Origin of the sequence: Sphingobacterium sp. 40-24 (assembly GCF_001899705.1) — a bacterium.
Lineage (GTDB): Bacteria > Bacteroidota > Bacteroidia > Sphingobacteriales > Sphingobacteriaceae > Sphingobacterium > Sphingobacterium multivorum.
This window is the reverse complement of sequence record NZ_MKWH01000009.1, coordinates 17,987-42,115: the sequence shown is the minus strand read 5'-3', so window position 1 is coordinate 42,115 and position 24,129 is coordinate 17,987. Positions and strand designations below refer to the sequence as shown.

17 protein-coding genes are annotated in these 24,129 nt (G+C 42.1%); 7 read left to right on the top strand and 10 right to left on the bottom strand.

What is annotated here, in order from left to right; translation table 11 throughout:
* Positions 1-7 precede the first annotated feature (7 nt).
* The 8 genes from BGP15_RS03470 to BGP15_RS03435 all read right to left on the bottom strand — a co-directional run bounded on the left by BGP15_RS03470 (position 8) and on the right by BGP15_RS03435 (position 13,914).
* Complete coding sequence (locus BGP15_RS03470) at positions 8-2,986, bottom strand: SusC/RagA family TonB-linked outer membrane protein (protein WP_286768698.1); 2,979 nt, start codon at positions 2,984-2,986, stop codon at positions 8-10.
* 381 nt (positions 2,987-3,367) lie between these two features.
* On the bottom strand, positions 3,368-3,910 hold the full coding sequence (locus BGP15_RS03465; RefSeq protein ID WP_286768697.1) for a hypothetical protein: 543 nt from the start codon (positions 3,908-3,910) through the stop codon (positions 3,368-3,370).
* A 57-nt stretch (positions 3,911-3,967) separates the two neighbouring features.
* Entirely contained in the window at positions 3,968-6,430 is a 2,463-nt protein-coding gene (locus tag BGP15_RS03460; protein ID WP_286768696.1) for a zinc-dependent metalloprotease, read from the bottom strand.
* Between the two features lie 19 nt (positions 6,431-6,449).
* Positions 6,450-7,874 carry a RagB/SusD family nutrient uptake outer membrane protein gene (locus BGP15_RS03455; protein ID WP_286768695.1) on the bottom strand — a complete coding sequence of 475 codons (1,425 nt, stop codon included), beginning with the start codon at positions 7,872-7,874 and terminating at the stop codon, positions 6,450-6,452.
* 12 nt (positions 7,875-7,886) lie between these two features.
* Positions 7,887-11,492 (bottom strand): SusC/RagA family TonB-linked outer membrane protein, encoded by a 3,606-nt coding sequence (locus BGP15_RS03450; protein WP_286768694.1) that lies wholly within the window; start codon positions 11,490-11,492, stop codon positions 7,887-7,889.
* Positions 11,493-11,523: 31 nt separating this feature from the next.
* The gene (locus tag BGP15_RS03445; RefSeq protein WP_286768693.1) at positions 11,524-12,669 is read right to left on the bottom strand and encodes a FecR family protein; all 1,146 of its coding nucleotides are present in this window, start codon (positions 12,667-12,669) and stop codon (positions 11,524-11,526) included.
* A gap of 56 nt (positions 12,670-12,725) precedes the next feature.
* Positions 12,726-13,310, bottom strand: coding sequence for an RNA polymerase sigma factor (locus BGP15_RS03440; RefSeq protein ID WP_286768692.1), 585 nt, complete (start codon positions 13,308-13,310; stop codon positions 12,726-12,728).
* A 283-nt stretch (positions 13,311-13,593) separates the two neighbouring features.
* Positions 13,594-13,914 (bottom strand): helix-turn-helix domain-containing protein, encoded by a 321-nt coding sequence (locus tag BGP15_RS03435; protein WP_286768691.1) that lies wholly within the window; start codon positions 13,912-13,914, stop codon positions 13,594-13,596.
* Between the two features lie 120 nt (positions 13,915-14,034).
* Here BGP15_RS03435 and BGP15_RS03430 point away from each other — a divergent pair, with 120 nt between their 5' ends.
* Complete coding sequence (locus BGP15_RS03430; protein ID WP_286768690.1) at positions 14,035-15,123, top strand: sensor histidine kinase; 1,089 nt, start codon at positions 14,035-14,037, stop codon at positions 15,121-15,123.
* Between the two features lie 11 nt (positions 15,124-15,134).
* Here the strand turns inward: BGP15_RS03430 and BGP15_RS03425 are convergent, their stop codons facing one another.
* On the bottom strand, positions 15,135-15,890 hold the full coding sequence (locus tag BGP15_RS03425; RefSeq protein WP_286768689.1) for a beta propeller repeat protein: 756 nt from the start codon (positions 15,888-15,890) through the stop codon (positions 15,135-15,137).
* 172 nt (positions 15,891-16,062) lie between these two features.
* On the opposite strand from BGP15_RS03425, the gene BGP15_RS03420 reads away from it, so the two are divergent.
* Both BGP15_RS03420 and BGP15_RS03415 read left to right on the top strand, forming a co-directional pair.
* Positions 16,063-16,506, top strand: a complete 444-nt coding sequence (locus BGP15_RS03420) for an RpnC/YadD family protein (RefSeq protein ID WP_286768688.1) — start codon at positions 16,063-16,065, stop codon at positions 16,504-16,506.
* A 91-nt stretch (positions 16,507-16,597) separates the two neighbouring features.
* Positions 16,598-16,828 carry an RpnC/YadD family protein gene (locus tag BGP15_RS03415; protein ID WP_286768687.1) on the top strand — a complete coding sequence of 77 codons (231 nt, stop codon included), beginning with the start codon at positions 16,598-16,600 and terminating at the stop codon, positions 16,826-16,828.
* Between the two features lie 416 nt (positions 16,829-17,244).
* Here BGP15_RS03415 and BGP15_RS03410 read toward each other — a convergent pair whose 3' ends face one another.
* Complete coding sequence (locus BGP15_RS03410) at positions 17,245-17,694, bottom strand: hypothetical protein (RefSeq protein WP_286768686.1); 450 nt, start codon at positions 17,692-17,694, stop codon at positions 17,245-17,247.
* A gap of 885 nt (positions 17,695-18,579) precedes the next feature.
* On the opposite strand from BGP15_RS03410, the gene BGP15_RS03405 reads away from it, so the two are divergent.
* From BGP15_RS03405 to BGP15_RS03390, 4 genes are read left to right on the top strand one after another with little or no spacing between them, the layout of a single operon-like run.
* Positions 18,580-18,957, top strand: coding sequence for a hypothetical protein (locus BGP15_RS03405; RefSeq protein ID WP_286768685.1), 378 nt, complete (start codon positions 18,580-18,582; stop codon positions 18,955-18,957).
* A gap of 1 nt (position 18,958) precedes the next feature.
* Positions 18,959-19,573: a TlpA family protein disulfide reductase gene (locus BGP15_RS03400; protein ID WP_286768684.1), complete on the top strand. Its 615-nt coding sequence runs from the start codon at positions 18,959-18,961 to the stop codon at positions 19,571-19,573.
* 38 nt (positions 19,574-19,611) lie between these two features.
* On the top strand, positions 19,612-22,707 hold the full coding sequence (locus BGP15_RS03395) for a SusC/RagA family TonB-linked outer membrane protein (protein ID WP_286768683.1): 3,096 nt from the start codon (positions 19,612-19,614) through the stop codon (positions 22,705-22,707).
* 1 nt (position 22,708) lies between these two features.
* Positions 22,709-24,121: a RagB/SusD family nutrient uptake outer membrane protein gene (locus BGP15_RS03390; protein WP_286768682.1), complete on the top strand. Its 1,413-nt coding sequence runs from the start codon at positions 22,709-22,711 to the stop codon at positions 24,119-24,121.
* The last annotated feature ends 8 nt before the right edge of the window (positions 24,122-24,129 follow it).

The following is a 24,129-nucleotide window of genomic DNA, read 5'->3' as shown; positions in this document are numbered from 1 at the left end:
GTTCAGTTTAAAAATTTACTTGTAACCCCATCATAAAAGTCCTGGTCTTTGGATAGACATTGCGTTCTTCAAATCCCGGTTCAAGGCCATTGATATTGACTTCGGGATCCAGTCCACTGTAGTTTGTAAATACAAAAAGGTCGCGTGCAGTGGCATAGACACGCAGTGATTTCAGTGGTTTGATCCAATTCTGGTTAAAACGATAACCGATGTTCAGCGCGTCAACCTTCAGAAAAGTGCCTTTTTCCAACCAGTAATCGCTCAATTCTTTCTCTCCCTTGATATTTTTATGCTTGTCATAGGCTTCTTCCAGCACATTTTGTCCTTTTACATTGGGTAGGCTGTAGTACATATTGATCATATTGAACACATCGTGGCCGATCCAGCTACGCATATAGATACTTGCATCCCAGTTTTTGTAGGTAAATTGGTTGTTCCAGGAGAGTTGTAAGGTCGGGATAGCATTGCCGACAAAAGACTTGTCGCCCACGGTCTTGTTGCGGTCCCGCACATCAAAGGCATTTCCATCCTTGTCATAGAGTTTCCAATAGCCGTCATCTGTAAATCCGGCAAATTTCCAGAGGAAAAACTGGCCAATATCCTGCCCTGGGTACAACCTTACGGCCGAACCTGGTGAACCTGGTGCCGGGAAATCTTTCCGGTCGGTAAAGGTCTGACTGCCCCATAGGGTATTGAGCCTACTTTTGTTATGCGAGGCGACAATGCTGGTAGTATAACTGAAATGATCATTGTCTACGGCTTTGAAGTTCAGTTCAAATTCATATCCGGTATTTTGCATGCTACCCACATTCATGGTGGTTTTATCGTGGATCGCCGGCGGTTGAGAAACGCTGATGTCATAAATCAGATCGTCGATCTTGCGTTTGTAGATATCAAAACGACCGCTTAAACGGTTGTTCAGTACGGTGAAATCTAAACCGAGGTTGTATTCTTTTTTGACCTCCCATTTGATGTTTGGATTTTGGTTGTGCATCACGCCGTAGGTTCTGAACCATTTGCCATCCTGCAAAAACCAGGTGTCGGCGCTATACATCCGCGTGGCAACTTTTGCATCAAAGCCTTCATTGCCCGTTTCTCCGTAGCCCGCACGTAATTTTAAGTCATTGATAAATTTGACATCCCGTAGGAACGGTTCCTGGGAAACACGCCAGCCTGCGGAAAGTCCCGGAAAGAATCCCCATCTGTTTTTAGGCGCAAATTTACTGGAGCCTTCGTAACGTGCTGTTGCGGTCAGGATATAGCGGTCCAGATATGAGTAGTTGACACGTCCGAAAAAAGCAGCAAGCTTGACCCAAGGGTTTTTCCAGGAGCCAATGCCTGCACGTCCGTCAGGTAAATAGGTTCCTGTACCCATATCGTTTTCGCCAATACCATCAACGGGGAAATTGGAGTTTTCGGCCGAAAATCCTTGTCCATTAAAATCCTGGTAACTATAACCTGCCACAGCATTCAGGGAATGAGAGTCCCAGCGGTTTGTATAGTTGGCGGTCCATTCAAAGACGCGGTCATTGAATCTACTGTAATATTGCTTGGCAAATCCGTCCACATTATTCTCCCGCGAAATGCGATGTTGTGCCGATCGGTAATAATTACCATGTTCGCTGTTGTTCTTTATCCCGATGGTTGCGCTTGTGGTCAGATGTTCTGTGAGGTTTAACTTTAAGGTCGCATTAGCCAAAAGGTATTTGAATTGCTTTTCATCGCTGCGCAGGCGGGCTTCAGCCACAGGATTCCAGGTATCATAACCACCTTCCAGTACATTATATCCACTGACATCATTGGCATCATAAGGCGTTTCCGTAGGATTCATCACCAGGGCCATGTTAAAAATGTCATTGTTGTTAAAGATGTCACCATTGGAGCCATACGCTTTCACCTGGTTGTAGCTTACATTGGTATTCAACTCCGCAAAGCCATCGAAAAATTTGAAGGCACTATTGATCCGTCCGCCGATTTCATCCCGCTTGGAGGTGATCGCCATTCCTTTGGCGTCGCGTTTGGTAAAGGTGGTATAGACATTGGCATTTTCGGAACCGCCACTGATGTTTGCGACCTGCCGATGGCTGAATGGATTATTGTTGGTAACCTCATCATACCAGTCGGTGCGATGTCCAAGATCTTCACCGAGGCCATATTCCACAAATTTCTCTGCCGATAGGACCTTGGGACGTTTGCGGATGGATTCGACAAAGTATTCGGAGGTAAAATTCACCTGTGCTTTTCCGACCTGTGGCCGTTTTGTGGTGATCAGGATTACACCGCCCGAGGCACGCGTTCCATAGATCGCGGCAGCAGAGGCATCTCGCAGCACGTTAATGGATTCAATATCTTCCTTTGCAACAGAGCTGATATCGCCGCCGGGAACGCCGTCAATAACCACGAGGGGTCCCTGTGAGGCGTTTACCGAATTGACACCGCGCAATTGCAGGGAAATACCCGCATTAGGGTCGGTTCCATTGGTGGAGATGACACTGAGACCCGGTACTTTTCCTTGGATTGCCAAAAGGGGAGAGACAGCCCCCGCGACCATGTCTTTCTGCTTGATGCTCGAAACGGCACTGGTCAATTCTTTTTTGTCAAGGGAGCCATAACCGACGACGACAGCCTCCTCGAGCTGCTGCGTGTCAGATACCAGTTGTACATTCAAATTGGAGCCACCCGTATACGTGATTTCCCTAGGGCTAAAGCCGATCATTCGAACGACTAGGACAGCATTTCGCTCCACGTTGGTCAGGGTGAATGTACCATTGGCATCGGTGGAGGTGCTGCTATTGCTTCCCTTTACAGACACCGTTGCTCCGGCTAGGGGATTGCCATGTTGGTCCTTAACACTGCCTTTGACTGTAGTTTGGGCCTGTTGCACATAGGGTGCAGGCGGTAGGGCATAAGCGGCTCCAGCAAAAAAACTGCTGCTGAATAGCAATAATTTAGTAGCCACTTTAAAACTGTTGATTTTAAAATTCATGTGCTAATGTTTATTAAAGGATATTGGTTGTTTACGAAAAATGAGCTTGACAGGATTTTTGTGGAATGGTCGATGTCAGCTGTCGGCTCCAGAAAAAATGGATATGTTGAAATTCAAGATACTGCATATAATTGGTGTGATATGAACACTAAATTTACAGCATTAGCAGTATAGGCACGGCTGCTTGAGACAATATGAGGATATTTTGAGACGATTTGTAAGGTCAGCTTTGACTTGAAATAAAGTCGCTATTTGGGAACAGATATTTACTCGAATTTTAAGCTTAGACTTATTCATTGTAAGTCGAAATTTCTAAAACAAAAAAAGAGCTGATAAAATTTTATCAGCTCTTTTTTCGAATTTCTATATTGCGTACACGTTTTAATGGCAGGCCACTGGCTCGGGGTAATCAGCTTTAGCCATTCCTTTGACCAATTGGCCACAATGGCGCATCGACGCTGCGTAAGGATTTTCAATCGCCTTGTCGTAACTTAACCAATACCCTTTTTCCATCGGACAGTACTGTAGGTAAACGGCTTCATCTGTACATTTCATCGTTTCCATAATGGTAAATAGGGATTGTGTGACAGCAGAAAAGGATAGCTTCATCGCTTTCATATCCTGTGCAGATTTTAAGCTGGCAGCATCGGTCTTCATAGTCTGGCTCACCTTTTTTAGGCGCATCATGTCATCGAGCTGTAGACCCTTCAACCGGAAATTCTGAACTTCCTTTTCGAACTGAACCACATGTTCTTTACTGCCGACAAAGTTTTCTTCCATGATGTCTTTTTTTACTTCCATATAGGCTTTAAACAACCGGTCGCGTTGTTGTTGGGCAACGTCCTGCCCATGGCTTGATTGGCAGGAAATCATCATGAAACAGATCAAGCATATTGTGTAAATTCCTTTTAAGTTATTTTTCATCCTATTATTTTCTTTTTAATGGCTGATGAGCGATCGAGTAATCTCGATTTCATCTTTTTAGTCTTTGTTGATTTGATTTTGAATACGTTTAATTTCGAGGAGCATGAGATCTAAATGCTGTTTATTTAGGGCGTCTACCTGTTTTGTGGACAGTTGATTGATCGCTGGAACTAAAGCAGTCAGGTAATTTCTGACAAAGAGCTGTATGTCGCTACGTTGTGCCTGTGAAATGATATCTGATCCTTGTGCAATTTTGGGATTGATGATCTGATTTACCTTTTCCAGAAAAAAGCGTTGCTGTCCACGTTTGAAAACATTTACGCGAGGGTCACCACCTGGCAGGGTCCATATCGTTCCCCCGATATCGTTTAGATATTCATCAAGTCTGTAGGGATTTTCATTCGTCAGGGATTTCATATAGACATTATAGAGCATTCCCGGGCTCATCAACATATTCAGCATCTGTTCCTGTTGATCGGTGATTTCCTTATTTGCATCTTTTCCGATCAGCTCCTGTATATCTTTGGGATACAGCCACAGGGGTGGGGTTAATACGTTGTCGCTCACATACTGCATGGCAGCTTTTACCTTTTCTCGTGGAATTGCCGCATAGACAGTGCCTTGTTGGCCCCGTACCTTTTTTGTAATCTCCTGACTGCCGATATTTTTCAATACATGGTAAAGATAACGGTCAAACTGTGCGCGCACCGCTTTATGCATATCTTTTAGATTACTGTAATCATCTCCAGTTTCGGCAGTCCATGCTATCAAATTGGAAACGACTCTTTTCAGATTTTTGATACCATAGCTACTGGCCAACATCGAGTCATCACCGAGATCTTCCTTCTGACTGCGTGGATCCTCTTCGTTTCCTTCACCGCCAAACCACAACTTGGGGTTCGCCGTTAGGCTGTCCGTCACTTGTTTCGATAGATAAACTCGTTCGTCTTCGTCATTTGAAAATTGTGGAAGGTACTGATAGCCCCATTGAATGGCCCATTTGTCGTAGCTGCCGATGCGCGGATATATTCCCGCTAGCCCCACTTGGTCTTCGGGCTGCGCTACATAATTGAAACGTGCATAGTCCATAATGGATACCGTATGGCCATTTTTTTCGACCCATTGCTTGTCACGCAATTTCTCTACGGGCGTTTGGCTGCTTGCTCCCATATTGTGGCGGAGACCTAAGCTATGCCCCACCTCGTGCGACGAGACAAAGCGAATTAACTGGCCCATCACCTCGTCATCCAACTGCATTTTTTGAGCAGCCTTGTTTAGCGGTCCCACTTGCACCATAAACCATTGCTGAACGAGTTTCATCACATTATGATACCAGCCTACATGTGCTTCGATAATCTCGCCACTTCTGGGGTCTGAAATACGGGGACCATAGGCATTCGCTTTTTCAGACGCAAAATAACGGATCACGGAGAACCGGGCATCCTCCAGGCTCATCGTGGTATCCTGCTCGGGCCATTCTTTGCCCACAATGGCATTTTTAAATCCTGCTTGTTCAAATGCCTTATTCCAGTCATTGATTCCAGCAATCAAATAGGGACGCCATTTTTTTGGTGTTGCTGGATCGATATAATAGACAATCTGCTTTTGAGGCTCTACCAGCTCACCTTTTAAATAGCGTTTTACATCTTTCGCTTTGGGTTCAAGGCGATAGCGCTGTATAAAATTAAGCGTTTGGGACCGTTGACCTTTATCGGTGAAGAGGATATACTTGTTGGCAAAGTAGCCCACTCGGTCATCGTATATCCGTTTTTTCATCGGCTCTTTTGGCAACAGCACCATGGAGGTGTTGGTTGTAAAAGTTAAGGATCCTGTCAACATAGCTGCAGGAGTACCCGATGTTGAGGAATATGTTTTTGTCGTTTTTACTTCCAGGTTGATCGGAAATACCTTCATATCCGTAATGAAAGACCGGTCGTCCGCCAACGATGAAAGCTTATTTTCGCTTTTTATCTTGCTGTCAAAGGAAAGTGCGGCGTTGTCTTTCCGAAAAAGATCAGTTACCTCGATCAAATAACTGTTGCCTCCTGCCTGTAGTCCTTTGATATCCAAAATAGCGACAATCGGGTCTTCCTGCGACTGCATTAACGCTGTACGAATGGCATCGTTTTCTGGAGCGTCCTGTTTATAAATTGCTGCCCGCAGCTGTATCCGGTCACCAAGACCTTTTTCAAAGTAGAGTGTCTGCTCATTCAGCTTTTCTCCTCCGTACATCGGAAATCCCTGTGGGGCTGAAACCAAGCGGGTTACGGTGAGGAAATACCGGTTCAACAGACTGTCAGGGATCTCCAGATACCACTTCTTTTCCGACTCGATAACATTGAAAACGCCTGAGCGAGGAATTTTTTGCTTATTTACAATCTTGTTATAAGCTTCATGGAGGTCATTTTTTGATTTTAGCGTATCTGTTTTAGCCGCTGTCTTATTCGGGGTCTGCTGTGCTTGAACCATAGCTCCAGACAAAAGAAAGGCGAGGGTACTAAAGATAATTTTGTTTTTCATGTGTTTGTTATAGCATCTATTAAAACGGTACAGCTTCGTCTGTATTTAACCGCAAGTTTGGGTTTAACTTCATGACATCCAATGGAAATGGAATAATGTACATTCTGGAGTTTGGTGCCAGTGTGTAGGTCTTTTGTTCGACAGTCTTATTGACAATCGGGAATACACGGACAAGTGTTTTCGCATATTCTTTTTCAAGATTCAAACGTTTCAGATCAAAGAAACGATGGAATCCGATAGGCAGCTCCCGTCGGCGTTCGTTAATGACCAGATCCATGGTTTCCTTTCGGGTAGCAGGGACTGCCAATAAGGCTTTACTCCCTTCGATCCGGGTTTTACGCAAGGCATTCAACATATTAATAGCCTTCGCAAATTGATCCTGACGGGCATAGCATTCTGCCAACATCAGATAAATCTCCGGTGTTTTCAGTCCTACTGTGGGGAAGAAAAAAGCCGTATATTTCACGTTGTAGTAACTTGCTCCGGCGCCAATATCCAGAAAACTAGCATTGGACTTGGTATAAAATAAACTAAAGCGCTTATCCTCCTGATCAAACATGCTCGTCAATTCTGGACTTAAGATATAGCTGTAACCAAAGTTCATTTCTGTATAACCGTTGACATACATGTAGCTTAATACTTCTGGATTATTTTCCGCGATGATAGGCGTTTTGCTGGGGCCGCCCAACTTTTCATACTGGACAAGGTCAATTAACTGCCCATTCAGCTGCATGGCTTTTTCTGCAGCGGCTTGTGCTTCTGTAATTTCTCTTTTGAAGAGATGTACCTTTGCCTTCAGGGCATATGCAAAAGCCAAGGAGGGATGATAGGGGTTGGTGGGTTTTTCCTGCAGATGAGGTATAGCGTCGTCTATATCTTTTTGGATAAAATCGTATACCTGCTGCACGGTTGATTTTACTGGCTTCGCTTCCAGATCATATTTATCCATGATACAGACACCGCCGTCCTGGGCTGCTGTACTGGCATCATAAGCTTTTGCATAGACATTGATCAGATGGAAATAATCAAAGGCCCGAAACATCTTGGCTTCCGCCTTGGCGAGCGTCTTTAATTCATTGTCCCCTGTACTTTCACCAACCAAGGAAATAATCATATTCCACTGTGCAATGTATTTATAGCACTGATTGTAAAAGCTTGATGCGGAAAGTTGGCTTACCCGATCTTCCTGTTCCTGAAACAGAAAGTTGATGGTATTGATATTGGGCGTCAAACCAATGACATTGGATTCTTTGAGGTATTGGTCATCGACCAGATACTGAAAGTTGTTGATCGGATAGCCTCTATTTGGATAGGCGACCAAATCGTAATAATCTTGAGTTGTACGCACCAATTGTGAGCCTTTGGGCGTTATATCAAGGTATTTATCGCAGGCAGTAAAGACCACTATAGTCGCACATGCTGCCATTAAGGTTTTTATAGTCATCGTAGATTCGGGTTAAAAAGTGAGTGAAAGTCCCATCAGGAATGATTTGGCCAAGGGCAGATAGCGCGTTCCGCTATTGAGCGAATAGGATTCTGGATCGATGTCATTGCCGGCGGCGCTCCAGGTCCATAAATTGTTCATCTGCAGGGTTAGTTTGACGTTTTGCATCCCAGCTTTATGGGCCAATTGTTTGGGCAATTGATAACCTACGGCTATGTTCCGAAGCTTGATATAATCAGCCGACAGAATCTGCTGATCACTATAGCGCCATAAAGTGGATAAGGTTCCTGCGGAAGAACGTAGGTTGTCTGGATAATCGACCAGTAAACGGGGATAATCGTTATTGGCTCCTTCTGCCCATCGGTTCACCAAGCCAGCGTTTGTGAGTTCATCGCTTGCCAGATCGATGGCATCTTTACGTAATTTATGTCCGCCAGAGAAGACAAACATGGCCGAAAGATCGAATGCTTTATAGCGTAAGCGCTGATTGATAGACCCTGTGTATTTTGGGAATAGCGTGCCCATGTCGACCAACGCATCGGGCGAATTGATCGTATTAATTTTTGTAGGCGTACCGTTTTCATCAAAAACAACATTGGATTCCCCGTTTTGATCCAAAAAGTAAGGGAAGCCATTCACCATGCCGCCATAGCGATAAGCCAGGACAGCATTGTAGCTTCTTCCTTGGAAAAAGTAATTCGTTGGTGAACCAACATAGGACTGTGCGGTCGCATTTAAGCCGTTGACTTTCTCGACCTTGTTTTTATTAAAGGAAAAAACCAGTTGGGTGCTTGCTGTTAAATCTTTCTTTTTAAGCCATACGCCATTGATGTTAAACTCAATTCCTTTGTTGCGTAATGCACCATTGTTGATAACACGTGAATTGGCACCTACGGTTGGGTCAAGAACAGCACCGATCAACAAATCGGAGCTATAGCGATTATAGGCATCAATACTAGCGGACAGGCGGTTGTCGAAAATCGAAAAATCTACACCGAGGTTTGTCGTTGTTGTTTTTTCCCAGCGCAGCATGGGGTTTGGTAATGATTTTTGCTCAAGATACTGCAAGTAGGGGAAAAGTTTATCGGATTTCCAAGTAGCCGTACCATAGCTTGAGCTTTCTTGATCCACATTACCAGTAATACCGTATGTTACCCGTAGCTTAAGCGAATTCAACCAGTCTTTATTTTTCATAAAGTCTTCGTTGCTGACATTCCACCCTGCTCCGACAGACCATAACGGACGGTACTTAAACTTCGGGTCTACCCCAAAGAGATCCGCCTGATCCACCCGTACGCTTCCCGTGAGGTTGTATTTGTTGCTGTAGGTATATCCAGCATTGGCGTAAAGCGAGGTGAAGCGGTGTAAGGTTTCCTTTTGTGCGACGCCATTCAGGTCCCCCAAGCGGAGATTCCCCCCATAGATATAACTGGTGATACCAGATTTACTCAATGTGGCCCAGTCGATGGTGGTGGAGGTCAATGTGACGGGATTGTACCCCACAAGTAATTGTTGGATAGGGCGCGGTACATGCGACTGACGCATCTCGAAGCCGGCCAGGGCGGTTAGCTGATGTTGGCCATATTGGCCAAAGGTATTATCATAATTAAATTGATTCCTGAACGTATAGTTGTACCGTTTGGATTCGAATTGATAGTAGCGGCCTCCTGCTGGCAGGTTTTTCGTGTATACTCCTGTGGCATTATTGTAGCTTACCATCGCGTTTGAGGCAACACGCATCATGTAGCTATTTTCATCGTAGAAACTTTCACGGGATGCTTGCCCCAATTCATAGGAAAACTGCGTTTGAAAAGAGAGGCCTTTGTAAATAGTGGCCCGCAACGATGTAAATGCGCGAAGATTTAAACTCTTGTTGCTCTCGATGCCTTCGCCTAAGGCTTCAAGGACATTAAATGATGTAGTTTTTAAATTTCCGTTCGCAGCGATCTGTTCGGCTGTCTCGCCGTTTATGGCCGATCCAGGTCCGACAGAACTGGACAAATCGACATACGGTGTATAGACTAAATTGCCATTTTCATCTTTAATGCGTGTATAACGAGGCTGTAAGAACAGATCATTGTAAATGCCATCCGTTTCTTTATTTACGGAATATGTGCCGTTCAATCCGACTGTTGCATTCAACCATTTGGTTATATTAAAGGCCGATTTTAGATACAGGTTAAATTTCTCGTTTTTTTCGTGGATAACCTGTCCTTTTCCTTTGTCGTAGTTGAAGGATACAAAAGTGTTGCTTTTGGACGAATTCTGGGAAATACTTGCATTATACCTTTGGCGTGTTTCATTTTGCCAGACATTATCAGTAAATTCCTTGATGTAATCGTTGTTCCGCCAGGTATTTATTGTTTCATCCCGTTCTTGCTGATTAATTGACCCGATGGACTCTTTACGAAATAGATCGTACAGCGGTGAATAGTATTTTAGGCTTCCACTACCCAACCTTCCATAGTAGTTGAACAAAGATTCGGTATTCACATAGCGCGAACGCTCTTTGTTGTAAACATCAATTTCATAATCGATCAGATCGGATGTACTCGCATAGTGCATTTTGGCGATATCCGGTTTTTGCGTAATGAATTGATCGACATTAAAGTTAACGGAAACGCCTTGTCCCTTGCCTTTTTTTGTCGTCACCACGATAACACCATTGGCTGCCCTGGCTCCGTAAATCGATGCAGCTGTTGCGTCTTTCAGGACGGTCACGGACTCTACGTCATAGGGGTTGATATCGTTTAAGGTGAGCTCGGTGGGTAAGTCGTCAATGACGATGAGCGGATTGGTGGTCACGTCACTGGAATAGGTACCGATTCCGCGAAGTACGGGATTGTCTGCGGCAACGCGCGCGGGGTTTTTGATATAGGTCAACCCAGCTACTTGGCCTTCGAGCGCAGAAGTTAAATCGACATTAATCTGTTTGTTCAATTGATCATTGTTGATCATGGAATAGGCTCCAGGACTACGTTCTTTGCTGATTCGTTGGTAACCTGTTATCATAATTTCGTTGAGCATAGATTCCTTTGCACTCAACATCACACGGACCGGTCTTGTTACTTGCTCAGGACTGAAACGCATGACTTTTTCATTAAAAGAGACATGTCTAAAAGACAATTGGATCTCCGGGCTGGTCACGTTGAGTTCGAAATCGCCTTCTGCAGAACTCATCGTTTGGCTATTGTCCTGTATATTATGAATCGAGACACCGGGAATTGTATTGCCCAGGCTGTCGATTACTTTTCCCCGGACAAGCTGGCTATTGTTCGATAGGGTTTTACGATACAGAATAATCCGTTTATTTTCTAAACGATAACTGAAGGGCTGATCCTTAAATAAAATGGATAAGGCATCTTCAACGCTTGATAGTTTGAGGTTAACGCTGGTGGGGCGGGCCGCTTTTAATAGATTGCCGTCGAACACAAACTCATAGCCATAGTGATCCGATATGCTCGTAATCACCTCTTTGACATCGGCATTTTTAAAATTTAACTGTACCTGCTGGGCATGTAGTTCGTAGGGGTCAATCATGCTCATCAAGGCAATTCCAGCGACCAAACTCAAGTATTTCCGCAAAAATACCGGTCGCTTTTGGGTTAGGTAGGACATGGTAGATGAAGGTTAATGTACTATTTAGTTGTTATTTTTTATATGTAGTTTTTAATATGATTTTTTTATTGTTCAATTGAAAATCCAGGCCGCTTGCTTCATTTAAGAGATGCAGCATTTCCTGTAATGGGATATTTTTTCGGACCTTCATATAGATCGATTGGTCCGTAGGCAGCGCGATGGTATCGACATCGACGCCATACCATCTAGACAGGTCAGACAGGATTACGCGAAGTGACTGATCCCGATAGTCAAAGTAGCCGGCCGTCCAGGCCACAGCTTGCTTTGGAGCTAAATGTTCAATATGTATTCCTTTTTGATCGGTTACAGCTGTTTCCCCTGGACGAAGTATCATCCTTTCAGCTGTGCCCGATTTGCTTAAAGCGATCCGCCCGGACAGCAGGGATGTTGTAACAAGTCCGTCGCCTGCGTAATTTCGCACGTTAAAAACCGTTCCCAGCACTTCAACTTTTGTGGTACCAGCAGTTACAGTAAAAGGCCTCTGCGCATCATGAGCAACCTCAAAGTATCCTTCTCCTTCTAAGGAAACCTCTCTTCTGGCTACATCAAAAGGAAGCTGAAACCGTAGGGTAGATGCGGCATTCATGGTAATCTTGGTCCCATCTTCCAAAACAAGCCTAAAGTCCGAATTGGGGGTATAGATCGTTTGCAAGCTTGGATTTTTGCCTATCGCCATTACTTTTACAGTTTGACTGTCGATACGGGAAAATGCAATGTCTCCTATCTGCCATACAGAATCTATCTTTGGCAAAATGGCAATTTCTTTCCCGGACTTATCTTTAACATATAACGTGGGTGCTGAAGGGGCAGTGACATCGGCAGGTTTTGGGCCTTGCCCTAAATAAAACCAAGTCGCCAATCCAGCGACAAGTAGGATGGAAGCGGCGGCCCACCATTGTTGTTGTCGTCTTAAACGAATAGATTTTTTCTTCGATTCGTTTAATTTACCTTCCAACCGTTCTTTAATTATTTCGATATGCGAAGCAAAGGGTTGTTCGATTTGATCTTCCTCAAAGTCGATCGATGCCAAAGAAGTAAGGGTTTCGAGCTCCTCGTCGCTTGCTTGATCGAAATAGTGAAGCAACCTATCGAGATCAACGCGATGGATACTTCCGTTTAAATAGCTCTTGTAAATATTTTCTATTTTTTTTGCCATATCTATAAGTTAATACGCAACTTATTAGCAAAAACACTATCGTAATCTTGATTTTTTTAAAAAAAATAGAATGTAACAAGAATTACCAAAATCTCATCATAATGGTCCTGTACAAATTGGCGAATATGTTGATTGGATTTGACCATCGCGTTGCTTACCGTGGATACAGAAATATTCAATTTTTGGGCAACTTCTTCGTAGCTTTTCTGCTCTAATTTACATAGGACAAATATTTCTTTTCTACGCTCGCTTAAGGTATTGAGTGCTCTTTCTAATAATTCGGCTTGCTTTTCATGTATATCGCTTTCTGTTTCCATGAGGTAGAGCTGCTCGAAATGTTGGTATAAGTTTTCCTGCATCGCGGTTTCTTTTGCTAATTTTCTATACCAAGAAATAACATCATTTTTAGCTATGGTAAAAATCCACGATTTAAAGCTTCGGTTTGGATCGATGCTGGCTCTTTTTTGCCAAACTTTCAGGAATACATCTTGCACGATCTCTTCACTGACCTGCTTATCTCTAACCATTCGAAAGATAGTGGAAAATAAGGCGTGGCTATACTGGTCATATAAAGCAAAAAAAGACTGTTCGTTTCCATTGGAGAGCGAAATCAATAGCTTATTTTCTGCAGTAGCATCCATTGTAGAGTTTCAAAAGGGCAGATCGTATGCTGTTTAAACACCTAATCGGCGTTCAAATTTACAAATTTCAACTTAATATTAAGGGCAATAGCTTTCATACGGATATTAATATGCAGTTAGCGTTTTAAGATTAAAATGGTATACGATATGAATACCTGTGTAGAGAATCCACTGGTTTAAAAAAATGGGATAAGTTTATGGAACGTAGGCATATCTGAATTAACTCCAACTTTCCAATTAAGAACATAGGGAGTTTGGAAATAAGGGTGAAGTTTTAATCCTTTTACAGCTGACCATAGAGATCGATAATTTTTTTCTGAAGCTGGATTATTTCCTCTTCCCGTTCTTTCAGCTTTTGCTGAATCAAAGTTATTCCGTCAACATAATCATTTACGTGATCTGTCTCAGAAAAAGATAAAAGCTGCACCGCTGTTAAATTAAATAACTTGGCGATCTGGATTAATCTGGAGAGATTAAGATCTGTAATGCCTGTTTCCATTTTTGAAAATGCGGGAATTGAAATCCCCAGTTTTTTTGCTACATCCTGTTGGCTCCAACCTTTTTGGTGTCGAAGTAACCTTATTTTTTTTCCTACTTTATTCATCTTAAACTTTCTTAAAAGTTAAGATACGAAAAAGGATATAAAGAATGGCATCATTTCTGTTGCATTTTCTTAGGAGTTCTCCTATATTTATTAATTCACGATTTCTAAATTTCTTTCTTTATGCCTTTTGATGAGCGCTTTTTGCTGTCAGTTCTAGAACGGTCACCCTTAGCCACGGCTATTTATGACAGTCCGGATCTCAATATTGCCTTTGCCAACCAGGCAATGCTGGATACTTGGTGTGCAAGCAGCTCAATTTTAGGACATACTTTTTGTGCCTGTTTCCCCAGTTTTGAAAAGGAAGGGTTTTCATCTATTTTGAAAAATGTCTGGAAGACAGGGATTACCTATCGTGCCAAGGATACTCCGGCGGATATCGTGTCAGGGAGAGATATTATGAAACGGTACTTTGATTTCGAATACCAAGCATTATTGGACGAAGAGGGAAAGACCTACGTCATTTTACATACCTCATTGGATGTGACGGAACGAAAACTTGCCTATGATAAAACTGAAAGCCAAAAAGAGCAAATATCTTTCAATAGAAAGCTTGATCTATTGTCCAATACGCTTTCCCATGATTTAAAAAATCCGTTATCAATTCTGAGGATGGGAACTGAAATGCTACGTAAAAATATAAGTCTGCCCGAAGGTGTTCAACAAAAATGGTTTGATCATATGCAAGCTGCCATAGAGAATATTCAGTCTATTATTAACCAAACGCTGCAGCTAAATAAAATAAGAGCTGTCAATCCGGTAAGGGAATGCTTAGAAATGGATAAAAAGATCGCTGAATGGATCGCTGAAGTAAAGCTTATTTATCCAGCATCACAGTTGGAGTTTAGATTGGGAAATCTTTACAAGCTGTATACAGACTGTGGTGTCGCTTATCAGATTTTTTTTAATCTGATCTCCAATGCGATGAAATATGCTAAAAATACCCAGCAGGATTATCTTGCGATCTATAGTGAAAAGACAAGCAAAGGCATTGTTTACTATTTGGAAGATAATGGGATCGGCATTCCAGATGAAGACCTGGATGTCATTTTTAAAGCCCATGAACGCGGAACCAATGCGCTTGAAGCAAAGGGATCGGGCATAGGGCTCTCCTTAGTCAAAGAGTTAATGGAACGTCTGGACGGGAATGTTAATCTCTCCAGTAAGCTGGGCAAGGGGACGATTATTCGCTTGTTCTTTCCTAATAATTAGGTGCTGTTTCGTTATTGTCCGTTAAAAGGCAGTTTGCTGATGTAAATGATCGCTGTATCTGTGGACGTCGGATAAGTACGCTCATTGCCTTTAACAGTCCACTCAAAGCGTGTTCCTTCAGCGCCAATATAAAGTCGGTTTTTCTTATCGTGGTAAATATAGTTCAGTTGTCGGCGGAAAGGAAAATCAAGCAGCTGTTCACCTTTATCAGTAATCCTTACTAATTTGTCGGGCTGCATTAATGGACGTCCATATTCTTTGTCGATGATTTCTTTCGGCTGCGGGATGATTTTGTAAGATTCGTTTTCACTGATCTTTGTTTCTTTTCGATTGACCTGTATTTTATCATAGACTTCATACCCATATTTGCCCTTTCTGCTCCAATTTTTACCCTGGTCCAACGAGAATAAAGTCGGACTTGTCGAATGGTCTTGGAAATTACTTAAAGCCATCAATTCTCCCTGATACATACTGAAACTTGGTATGCCAAATCCAGCATCGTTGACCATTTGCCACGAAGCTCCTTTATCCGTAGTCATATAAATCTTGTACATGGTAGCCACAACCAGGGTGTCGTCGATATTGCCGTAAATAGCCGATGTGCCTCTAAGCTGTCCCGGGATACTCAATTTCGTCCAAGTAGCATCTTTCGTTTCAATATCGATACGACCCTTTGGATTAGAAGGGTCGTCCTTTTGGCAAGAGCTGAACAACAGGCTTAGGGCGCAGACAAAAAGCAGTGGTCGTGGAGTCATTTTAAATTGCATGTTTTTTGCGATTTGAGTAAATAAGCTGTGTGATTATTAAGCTTTATATAATTTTAAAGATAGTTATAATAACTGAAAGTTATTATATGCATGGATATTTATTTTTGTTGTCCACTGCTTATAATCAATATAAGAGTCCATTTGAGAGGGAGTGCGTTATGTTGACAAGCTTGTGAAGGTATTTTTAAAGGATGGCCGTGAACAGTTTGTACTCTGCCATGTAGAGATCCAGAGCAATAAAGGCAGGGGCGATTTGGCTGAGCGCATGTTTCGCTATTTTTATAGAATATGGGATCGTTATAAAGTTCCTATTACGGCTATAGCTATTCTGGCCGATGAAAATGGAAGCTATCGGCCGGAGGTATATAGGCAAGAATTTATGGGTACGTCATTGCGCTATGATTTTAACAGTTACAAGATCATGGATCAGGAAGAGTCGGTATTGCGATCAAATAAGAATCCATTTTCTGTGATTGTTCTTACTGCTCTTTTGGCTATCAAGAACAAGAAAATAAGCGACGAAGGCCTGAAAGCGATTAAGCACGATCTTTATGATGAAATGATAAACCGGGAGATGGATAAGGATACGCGACAAGGACTCTATGATTATCATTGATTTAATTTTTTTTATTAGGAAATGATGCTGTAATGAGCATAGCTCATTACGGTTTCTAACTTACTACGTTAGTTTTGATAATGAGGAAGTTTTGGGTATATTTAAAAAAGAAATAGAAACAAAAATAGGAAGGAGCGATACTATGGGCACTCAAGAATATTTATTAGATAAAGCTGAAAAAAAAGGAATTCAGAAAGGCAAGATTGAAGGGAAGCGTGAAGAAGCTATTGCCATTGCACTGGAGTTTAAGAAAATGGGTTTACCTATTGCTGATATTGCTAAAGGCACCGGTCTTTCTATCGAAGAGATCGAAAAGCTGTAATCAAATACTTTTAAAGTTTATAGATATTTATTGGAGCCATTTCCGAAAGGGAGTGGCTTTTTCATTTTAAAGATGCTCTATGCTCAAAAAAACTCCCCTTTCGTCGCTGATAAAAGGGGAGAAACTTTATAAATCTAAATTATGAAAAATCTAATTATTAATAATGAAGCGCCCTAACAGATTGAAGCGCTTCGCTAGATGTTGGTATATCTCAACCGGCTTATTTAATATAGAAATAATTTTTTAAATCGAAAAATTACAAATAGCTTTTTACTGTTTGTTTCTCTCCGTTTTTGGGCTATCCTAGTTTGACCTAATTGTTGGTCGCTCGCCATCGCGGTAGAAGTAGTCGAAGAGTTTGCAGTATTAATGTCGCTACTTTCGTTGTTCAGAGATAGTATAGGATTCTTAAATAGTTATTCGTATAGCTGTTCAAATGCATCTATCAGTTTCATATTTTGAGATTTCGCAATCGAAAAAACTTCATGAGCATAAAAATCATCTGCAGTTTGATTTAGTACTTTCGTGAATCTTGTATTTTCAATGCCTGCTTTTTCTGAAACTTCTGCTTGTGACGATACAAATTGAGTAATAAATTTTTGGTAGGTATTCAACTTCTTATTGTTTTTTACTTTGCCTTTTTGTTTTGCAAGATATTTTTTATGGGCTGTGTTGGCGATTTCGGATAATGCATTTTCACAGTCTTTGTCAAAGTCGTTCGATAGTAGTTTTACAGCATTATAAAAGTTTCGGCCTTTTACTACTGATAAATCACTATTTAGTTGGAAAGACTCTAAAGGTTTTTTATCCGATAGTATAGCTTCAAACTCTTTATTTAAAGTTTTCAAAAACTTTTCAAACTTCATTTTATATTTCTGTTAGTTAATGTTTTGAATTTATATCGCAATTTATTTTGCGATTAATTTTTTTATTGTTATATTTGTATTATAATCAGTTCGCTGATTTAGTCTCGAGCACGAAACGGCAAATTTCAAAGACGTGAGACGTAGGGTTTGCGACCCCCAATGCTTTTTGTATCTTTACAATAAGGAGGGGCAAGCTCCCCTATTGGAAACTGCGTCTGGGTTCTTTGCCGTACCTGTGTTCAGTGGAAGATAGTGGGGCTTGCCTCTTTTATATTTATAGATGCTTGCGTCTTACTTCCCCTTTGAGACTCTTTTTGTTAACCAAATTGTAAGATTATGAGATTAAAAGAGCTAAGAACATTTACAGAACGACGGCAGATCAAGGATCAGCTTACCCACCTTGCGGTATCACTGCTCACCAAGAACAAATACTGTGCTCCTGAATAGTATCTAAAACGCTTAAATCAACAATGGTCGGTACCCCCGTGGGCATCGAATGGATATAAAAAAGCCGTAATGGCATATTTATAGCATACCAATTGTTGATTTTACCGGCCTATTTTCTTAAAAATCAACCCTCTAAAATTGAACAGCCCTTATCTCTTTTATCTTCGCACTTTAAAAGTAAGGGTTTCCGATTTCAAAAGCAAAGATTTGAGAAAAATACTATTATAGAAATTCTATAAAAAAGGTCGGTTTTTTATTTTACCAACGGACGCGGTATCGTCTCTATCAAATTACGTGTAACTGTCCTGCACCGCGCCCGATAACCTATTTCTTATTTTTTAAACGCTGTTACCTGAGTTTTTTCAGGTTCCCGCAAAAAGCTGATTTCGGTCGGATAGGGAATGCTATGCGCTATGGTCACAGCTAAAAACTAAACACATGAAAGCCATTTATGAAGATCTACTGCATCTCGACAGGCCATTCTACGAGATCCATGAAGACAGTTACGATCCATTGAAATGTATCGAAAACTTTTGGGCTAATTATCCGCTAGCCACAATACGCGAGTACCTCTACGCACTGGATTTGAAATGTAAAACACTTAGGACAGCCTCCGAAAGCAAATTAGAAGCTGTACAGCAAACGTTGTTTTTGTCTGATATTCTGCGTGCTCTGATGGCGTATTTCCTGACGCATAGCCGCCAGTTAAATACAACCCAAATAAAACTGTCAACACTGGACCTCAATAGGAAGGAACTCCAGCTGACCAAAAAAATCAACGATTTTTTTCAATCCATTAACCAACCAAAACTTTAAGATGATGAAATCAACACTACACAATTTATACAAGGTCTTTAAGAGCAAACGAGCAAGAGTGATGCTGCTGTGTTTGGTTTCTATGTTTAGTTTATCTGCTCAGACGCCCCGCAAGGACAGCGGGGCGGATGGGCCTAATCCTGCCCAGCCTGTCATGCTTGGATTTAGAGTGCCCGAAGAGTTTTGGTCTCACGAGTTTATGATCTTTGAGAACGGAAAATACACCAATCAAACTCTAGAAAAATATCGTGGAAAACCGCTGATCCTGGATTTCTGGGCCACTTGGTGCCCCTCATGCATAGCAAAATTCCCAAAAGTTGATCGATTTAAGCGGATCTATGGAGACCATATAAACTTTATACTTGTCAATAGCTTTGATACAGATACCAAAAAAATAACCACAGTATTGACAGGCGAAGGCGCTAAGCGTCAGGTTACACAAACAGCATCTATTGTAAACGACGTATATCTTAAACAATTGTTCCCACACCAATCGGTTCCAATATATATTTGGTTGGATGAATACGGCCGCCTACAGGCTTCCTCGACCGCTAACTTCCTTAACGATTATCAGGTTCGTGCCATGGTAGAGAGAATGAAAGGTGGGAAGCAATGAAAGGCTTAATGATATGCTGTATAATATTACTCAGCAGCATGGCTTACGGGCAACACCGGTTGAAAGGCCAGGTGCAGGATCAAAATGGAAAGGGCATCCCTCAGGCCGTCTTACGCAGCAATAAAATTGGGGAACTAGGTGCTACAGATCCTGAAGGAAATTTTAATATTATCCTTCCCAAACTACCTTTCGTCGTCTATAGCAGTAAGGTGGGCTACATGACAGATACTCTGCTTATCCTAAATGAAATGCCCGTCAACATTGTGCTAAAAAAAGCAACGATCCAATTGGAAGAGGCCGTGGTATATAGCGACGGATTCCAGCAGCTGCCCCGTGAGCGTGCAACGGGATCATTTGAACAATTAAATGGCAATCTCCTGAAAAGAAGGGTGTCCTCCAATATTCTCGGGCAGCTCGATGGTCTGGCAACAGGCTTGCAATTTGATAATAGAAATAAAAGTCCGCAGTTAAACATTCGGGGCATGAATTCTTTTTTGGGGGGAATTATCAGCCCACTTATTGTCGTGGATAATTTTCCTTTTGAAGGGGATATCAATCAGCTAAATCCTAATGATGTGGAGTCGGTGACTTTACTGAAGGATGCTGCCGCAACTTCAATATGGGGCGCTAGGGCTGGGAATGGTGTCGTCGTGATCACTACTAAAAAAGTATCCAATAAATTTAAAGTTGACTTTTATACGAATTGGACGCTACAGGCCCCAGAAGACCTGTATTATGATCCGATTGTTAAATCGACAGACTTTATCGATGTGGAGAGGATGCTATTTGAAAAAGGTCATTATGATAATCTTTTTACCAACCCCCTCACTTTGCGAAAAACAGTACTTTCACCTTTAGTCGATATACTGCAAAAAGTACGAACCGGAGAACTTGACAAAAGTAAGGCTGACCTGATTATTGATGGATGGAAAAACAATGATGTCCGGAAAGATCGGGAAAAATTCTACCGCTGGGGATCGCTGCAACAACATTATTTGCGACTAAATACGGGCACTGCAAGGTCCGATCATAGTCTTTCCGTGGGCTGGGACAGATCTATCGGAAACGAAATTTTGAAACATTCAGACCGGATTACCCTGCGTCAAAACAACACTCTTCGGTTAAATAAAAAACTCAGCCTTCAGGCAAATTTTGCTTATACAGCTACACAAAATGTTTCATCTGCAGGAATTACCAATTTTGTCTATTATCCCTACTCAAGGTTATTTGATGATAGCGGCGATCCCATATCAATCCCTTATCAACTCAATCAGAATTATGTGGATACTGTTGGTAAGGGCAACTTATACGACTGGAATCTCCTTCCCTATATGGATCTGCAGCAAAGCAAAACCAAAAACTCGTTGAATCATCTCGCTATAAACCTGATTGCTCAATACCAAATATTGGCGGGCTTAAATGCGCAGTTCATCTACGGCCTCGAAAGCCAACAGATCCATGGGAACAATTTTTATAGTGAGGATAGCTATTTTGCGCGTGACCTGATCAACCGATTTACCCAGGTCAATAATGGGGGAGTGAAACGTAATCTTCCCGCGGGTGCAATTGAAGATCGAGCTTATAGCAACCTTATCGGTCATCGGGTACGGGGGCAGATCAACTTTGCGAAAACATGGTCCGAGCAACACGAATTGAATATGCTGCTCGGCGCGGAATTGAGTAACAGAACTATCCAGGGGAACTCGTATCGTAATTATGGCGTGGATCCGAATGTCTTGACTGTTCAAAAGGTAGATTATGTGAATGCTTACCCAACCTATGATAACCTTTACGGAAATAGCTATATCCCTTATTATGGCTCCAATTCGAAGTATATTCAACGTTTTGTCTCCGTTTTTGCCAATGCAGCCTATACACTGCGCCAAAAATATACATGGACAGCCTCCATGCGCAAAGATGGGAGCAATGTGTTTGGTGCTATCGCCAACAACAGGTGGAATCCCCTATGGTCTACAGGCCTGTCCTGGATAGTGTCCAAAGAGGGCTTCATGCAAAATTTTCACTGGCTCAATAGCCTCAAATTGCGAAGTACATTCGGAACTAGCGGAAACCTGGCAAATGGAGCAAATAGAGATCCTATTATGTTATATGTAGGTACGGCTCCTTTTACGAATTATCCCTACGGCTTGATCAATACGCCCCCAAACCCGTATCTCAAATGGGAAGAAGTGCGGACATGGAATAATGGGGTTGATTTTGCAGTGCTGGGAAATAGAATCTCGGGTTCATTTGAATGGTTTGACAAATGGTCCATTGACCTGATAGCACCAGACGAACTGGATCCGACAACAGGGTTTTTGACGGCTGACCGAAATATTGGGGAGATACGAGGCACAGGATTTGATGCGAAGTTAGACGTAACATCAGCCTCGGGAAGTCCATTGCAATGGAAAATTACGGTGGGCTTATCACATGCCAAAAGCACGGTGACGAAATTTAATGGTACGCTGTCGTCAACACAAAATTATGCCGAATCTGGCCCTAGGGCGCTCAATCCTATCCTACAAAAAGAGCTTTATCCTGTTTTTGCGTACCGCTTTGCCGGGCTTAATCCGCAGAATGGAGATCCGCAAGGATATTTCAACGGGGAGATCTCCAAGGACTACCAGAAACTTCTGAACGACTCGTTGCAAAATCTGCATTATTATGGATCGGCATTGCCCCGGTACTATGGGTTTTTGAGAGGAATGCTGTCTTATAAAACACTCCAGCTGACGTTTTCCATAAACTATAAGTTTGGGCATTATTTCAGAAATCGGACCATCGGATACAACGGTTTATTTGATGGGGCAGCCGCACATGGCGATTACTATAAGAGATGGCAAAATCCAGGTGATGAAAATTATACTACTGTACCCTCTCTTTTATATCCCGGAAACGGAAATCGTGACAATTTTTATAAGTACGCGGAACCAAATGTGCTCAAAGGGGATGTCATCAGACTTCAGGATATCGGACTACGATATGCTTTACCAAAATTCCCTGGGGCGTTCACGGCCTCGGTCAATAATGTAGGCATCTTGTGGCGCGCGAATAAAAAGGGTGTGGATCCGGATTATTTCACTACTCCGCCAGGACGTATTTACTCATTAGGGATTAACATTAATTTATAAGATGATGAAATTGACATATATATCGCTGCGCGTCAAGACTGTACAGCTTCTCGTTATTCTCATAGGAATGTTCTTAAATTCCTGTGATAAATTCCTGGATGAAAAAAGTGATGGCGCTTTAGCAGTACCCAACACTTTGAAAGATCTTCAGGCCTTGCTGGATAATAATTCAACGATTAATTTATATACTGGTCCGGGATTGATTGAACTGAATACGGATGACTTTTTTCTGGAAGCATCAGTTTTGAATAAATTAACCGAATTTGATAAGCAGGCTTATACCTGGCATCCAAATCCCCAGTTTCAGTTGATCAACGTCGGTCTTCAATGGAGAAATTGCTATCAAGTTATTTTCTACGCTAATACAGTATTGGATCATCTAAATGCTGTCGAAAACAAAAATACGGTCGAATACAATAGCCTAAAAGGCTTTGCGCTATTTCTCAGGGCCTACACGTATTTTCAGCTGGCTCAAGTATATGCTCCAGTATATCAGCCAGGAGATGAAACACACAATATGCAAAAGCTGGGCTTGCCACTGCGTCTGGATCCAAGTTTTGAAGAGAAGTCACATCGCTCTTCAATCATTGAAACTTATGATCAGATTCTTAAGGATCTCCATGAGGCTAAAGCTCTACTCCCCGAGACGGTAGCTTTTGCTACGCGGTCAAATAAAACTGCTGCATATGCTTTATTGGCAAGGGTATACTTGACCATGCAAAATTATGAACAGGCCCTCAGCAATGCAAATGAGGCATTGACCCGTAACAGTACATTGATGGATTACAGCATGCGAAATACAGCAAGTACGACTCCTTTTGAAACTTTCAATCCGGAAGTTATATTTTGGGCACATAGTGCCAGCATGAGCATGCTAAGCCCAACGCGAGCAAACGTCGATACTGTGCTTTACAACAGTTATGGAGACAATGATTTGAGGAAGAAAGTGTTTTTCAACAAGAAAACAAATGGATTTGTAGCATTTAAAGGGAATTATGCTGGTTATTATAGTTCCAGTTTCTTTAATGGCTTGGCTGTGGATGAACAATTTCTGATAAAATCGGAGTGCCTCGCTCGCCTAAATAAAATTTCAGAAGCGAAAACGACACTAACGACACTTTTGTCTATGCGATATGCAGGAGCTTATAATTTCCCCGCCGTGTATTCCTCTCAAGAAGAGGTGCTGCGTTATATACTGCAGGAAAGGAGAAAAGAACTTCTGTTTAGAGGCGTCCGCTGGTCGGATATCCGACGGCTGAATCAAGATGATCGATTTAAGAGAAATTTGACCCGCATATTGACCGATGGTAGTGAAACGAAGAAGTTTACTCTGCCGGTAAGGGATCTTAGGTTTACATTTATCATCCCACAAGACGTTATCCGAACTTCAGGGATGACGCAGAATCCGAGGTAATGAAAACA

What these genes read in the sequence shown, in the direction of transcription:
- BGP15_RS03470 (WP_286768698.1), bottom strand. Translation starts at nt 2,986, where the DNA reads ATGAATTTTAAAATCAACAGTTTTAAAGTGGCTACTAAATTATTGCTA.
- BGP15_RS03465 (WP_286768697.1), bottom strand. Translation starts at nt 3,910, where the DNA reads ATGAAAAATAACTTAAAAGGAATTTACACAATATGCTTGATCTGTTTC.
- BGP15_RS03460 (WP_286768696.1), bottom strand. Translation starts at nt 6,430, where the DNA reads ATGAAAAACAAAATTATCTTTAGTACCCTCGCCTTTCTTTTGTCTGGA.
- BGP15_RS03455 (WP_286768695.1), bottom strand. Translation starts at nt 7,874, where the DNA reads ATGACTATAAAAACCTTAATGGCAGCATGTGCGACTATAGTGGTCTTT.
- BGP15_RS03450 (WP_286768694.1), bottom strand. Translation starts at nt 11,492, where the DNA reads ATGTCCTACCTAACCCAAAAGCGACCGGTATTTTTGCGGAAATACTTG.
- BGP15_RS03445 (WP_286768693.1), bottom strand. Translation starts at nt 12,669, where the DNA reads ATGGCAAAAAAAATAGAAAATATTTACAAGAGCTATTTAAACGGAAGT.
- BGP15_RS03440 (WP_286768692.1), bottom strand. Translation starts at nt 13,310, where the DNA reads ATGGATGCTACTGCAGAAAATAAGCTATTGATTTCGCTCTCCAATGGA.
- BGP15_RS03435 (WP_286768691.1), bottom strand. Translation starts at nt 13,914, where the DNA reads ATGAATAAAGTAGGAAAAAAAATAAGGTTACTTCGACACCAAAAAGGT.
- BGP15_RS03430 (WP_286768690.1), top strand. Translation starts at nt 14,035, where the DNA reads ATGCCTTTTGATGAGCGCTTTTTGCTGTCAGTTCTAGAACGGTCACCC.
- BGP15_RS03425 (WP_286768689.1), bottom strand. Translation starts at nt 15,890, where the DNA reads ATGCAATTTAAAATGACTCCACGACCACTGCTTTTTGTCTGCGCCCTA.
- BGP15_RS03410 (WP_286768686.1), bottom strand. Translation starts at nt 17,694, where the DNA reads ATGAAGTTTGAAAAGTTTTTGAAAACTTTAAATAAAGAGTTTGAAGCT.
- BGP15_RS03405 (WP_286768685.1), top strand. Translation starts at nt 18,580, where the DNA reads ATGAAAGCCATTTATGAAGATCTACTGCATCTCGACAGGCCATTCTAC.
- BGP15_RS03400 (WP_286768684.1), top strand. Translation starts at nt 18,959, where the DNA reads ATGATGAAATCAACACTACACAATTTATACAAGGTCTTTAAGAGCAAA.
- BGP15_RS03395 (WP_286768683.1), top strand. Translation starts at nt 19,612, where the DNA reads ATGGCTTACGGGCAACACCGGTTGAAAGGCCAGGTGCAGGATCAAAAT.
- BGP15_RS03390 (WP_286768682.1), top strand. Translation starts at nt 22,709, where the DNA reads ATGATGAAATTGACATATATATCGCTGCGCGTCAAGACTGTACAGCTT.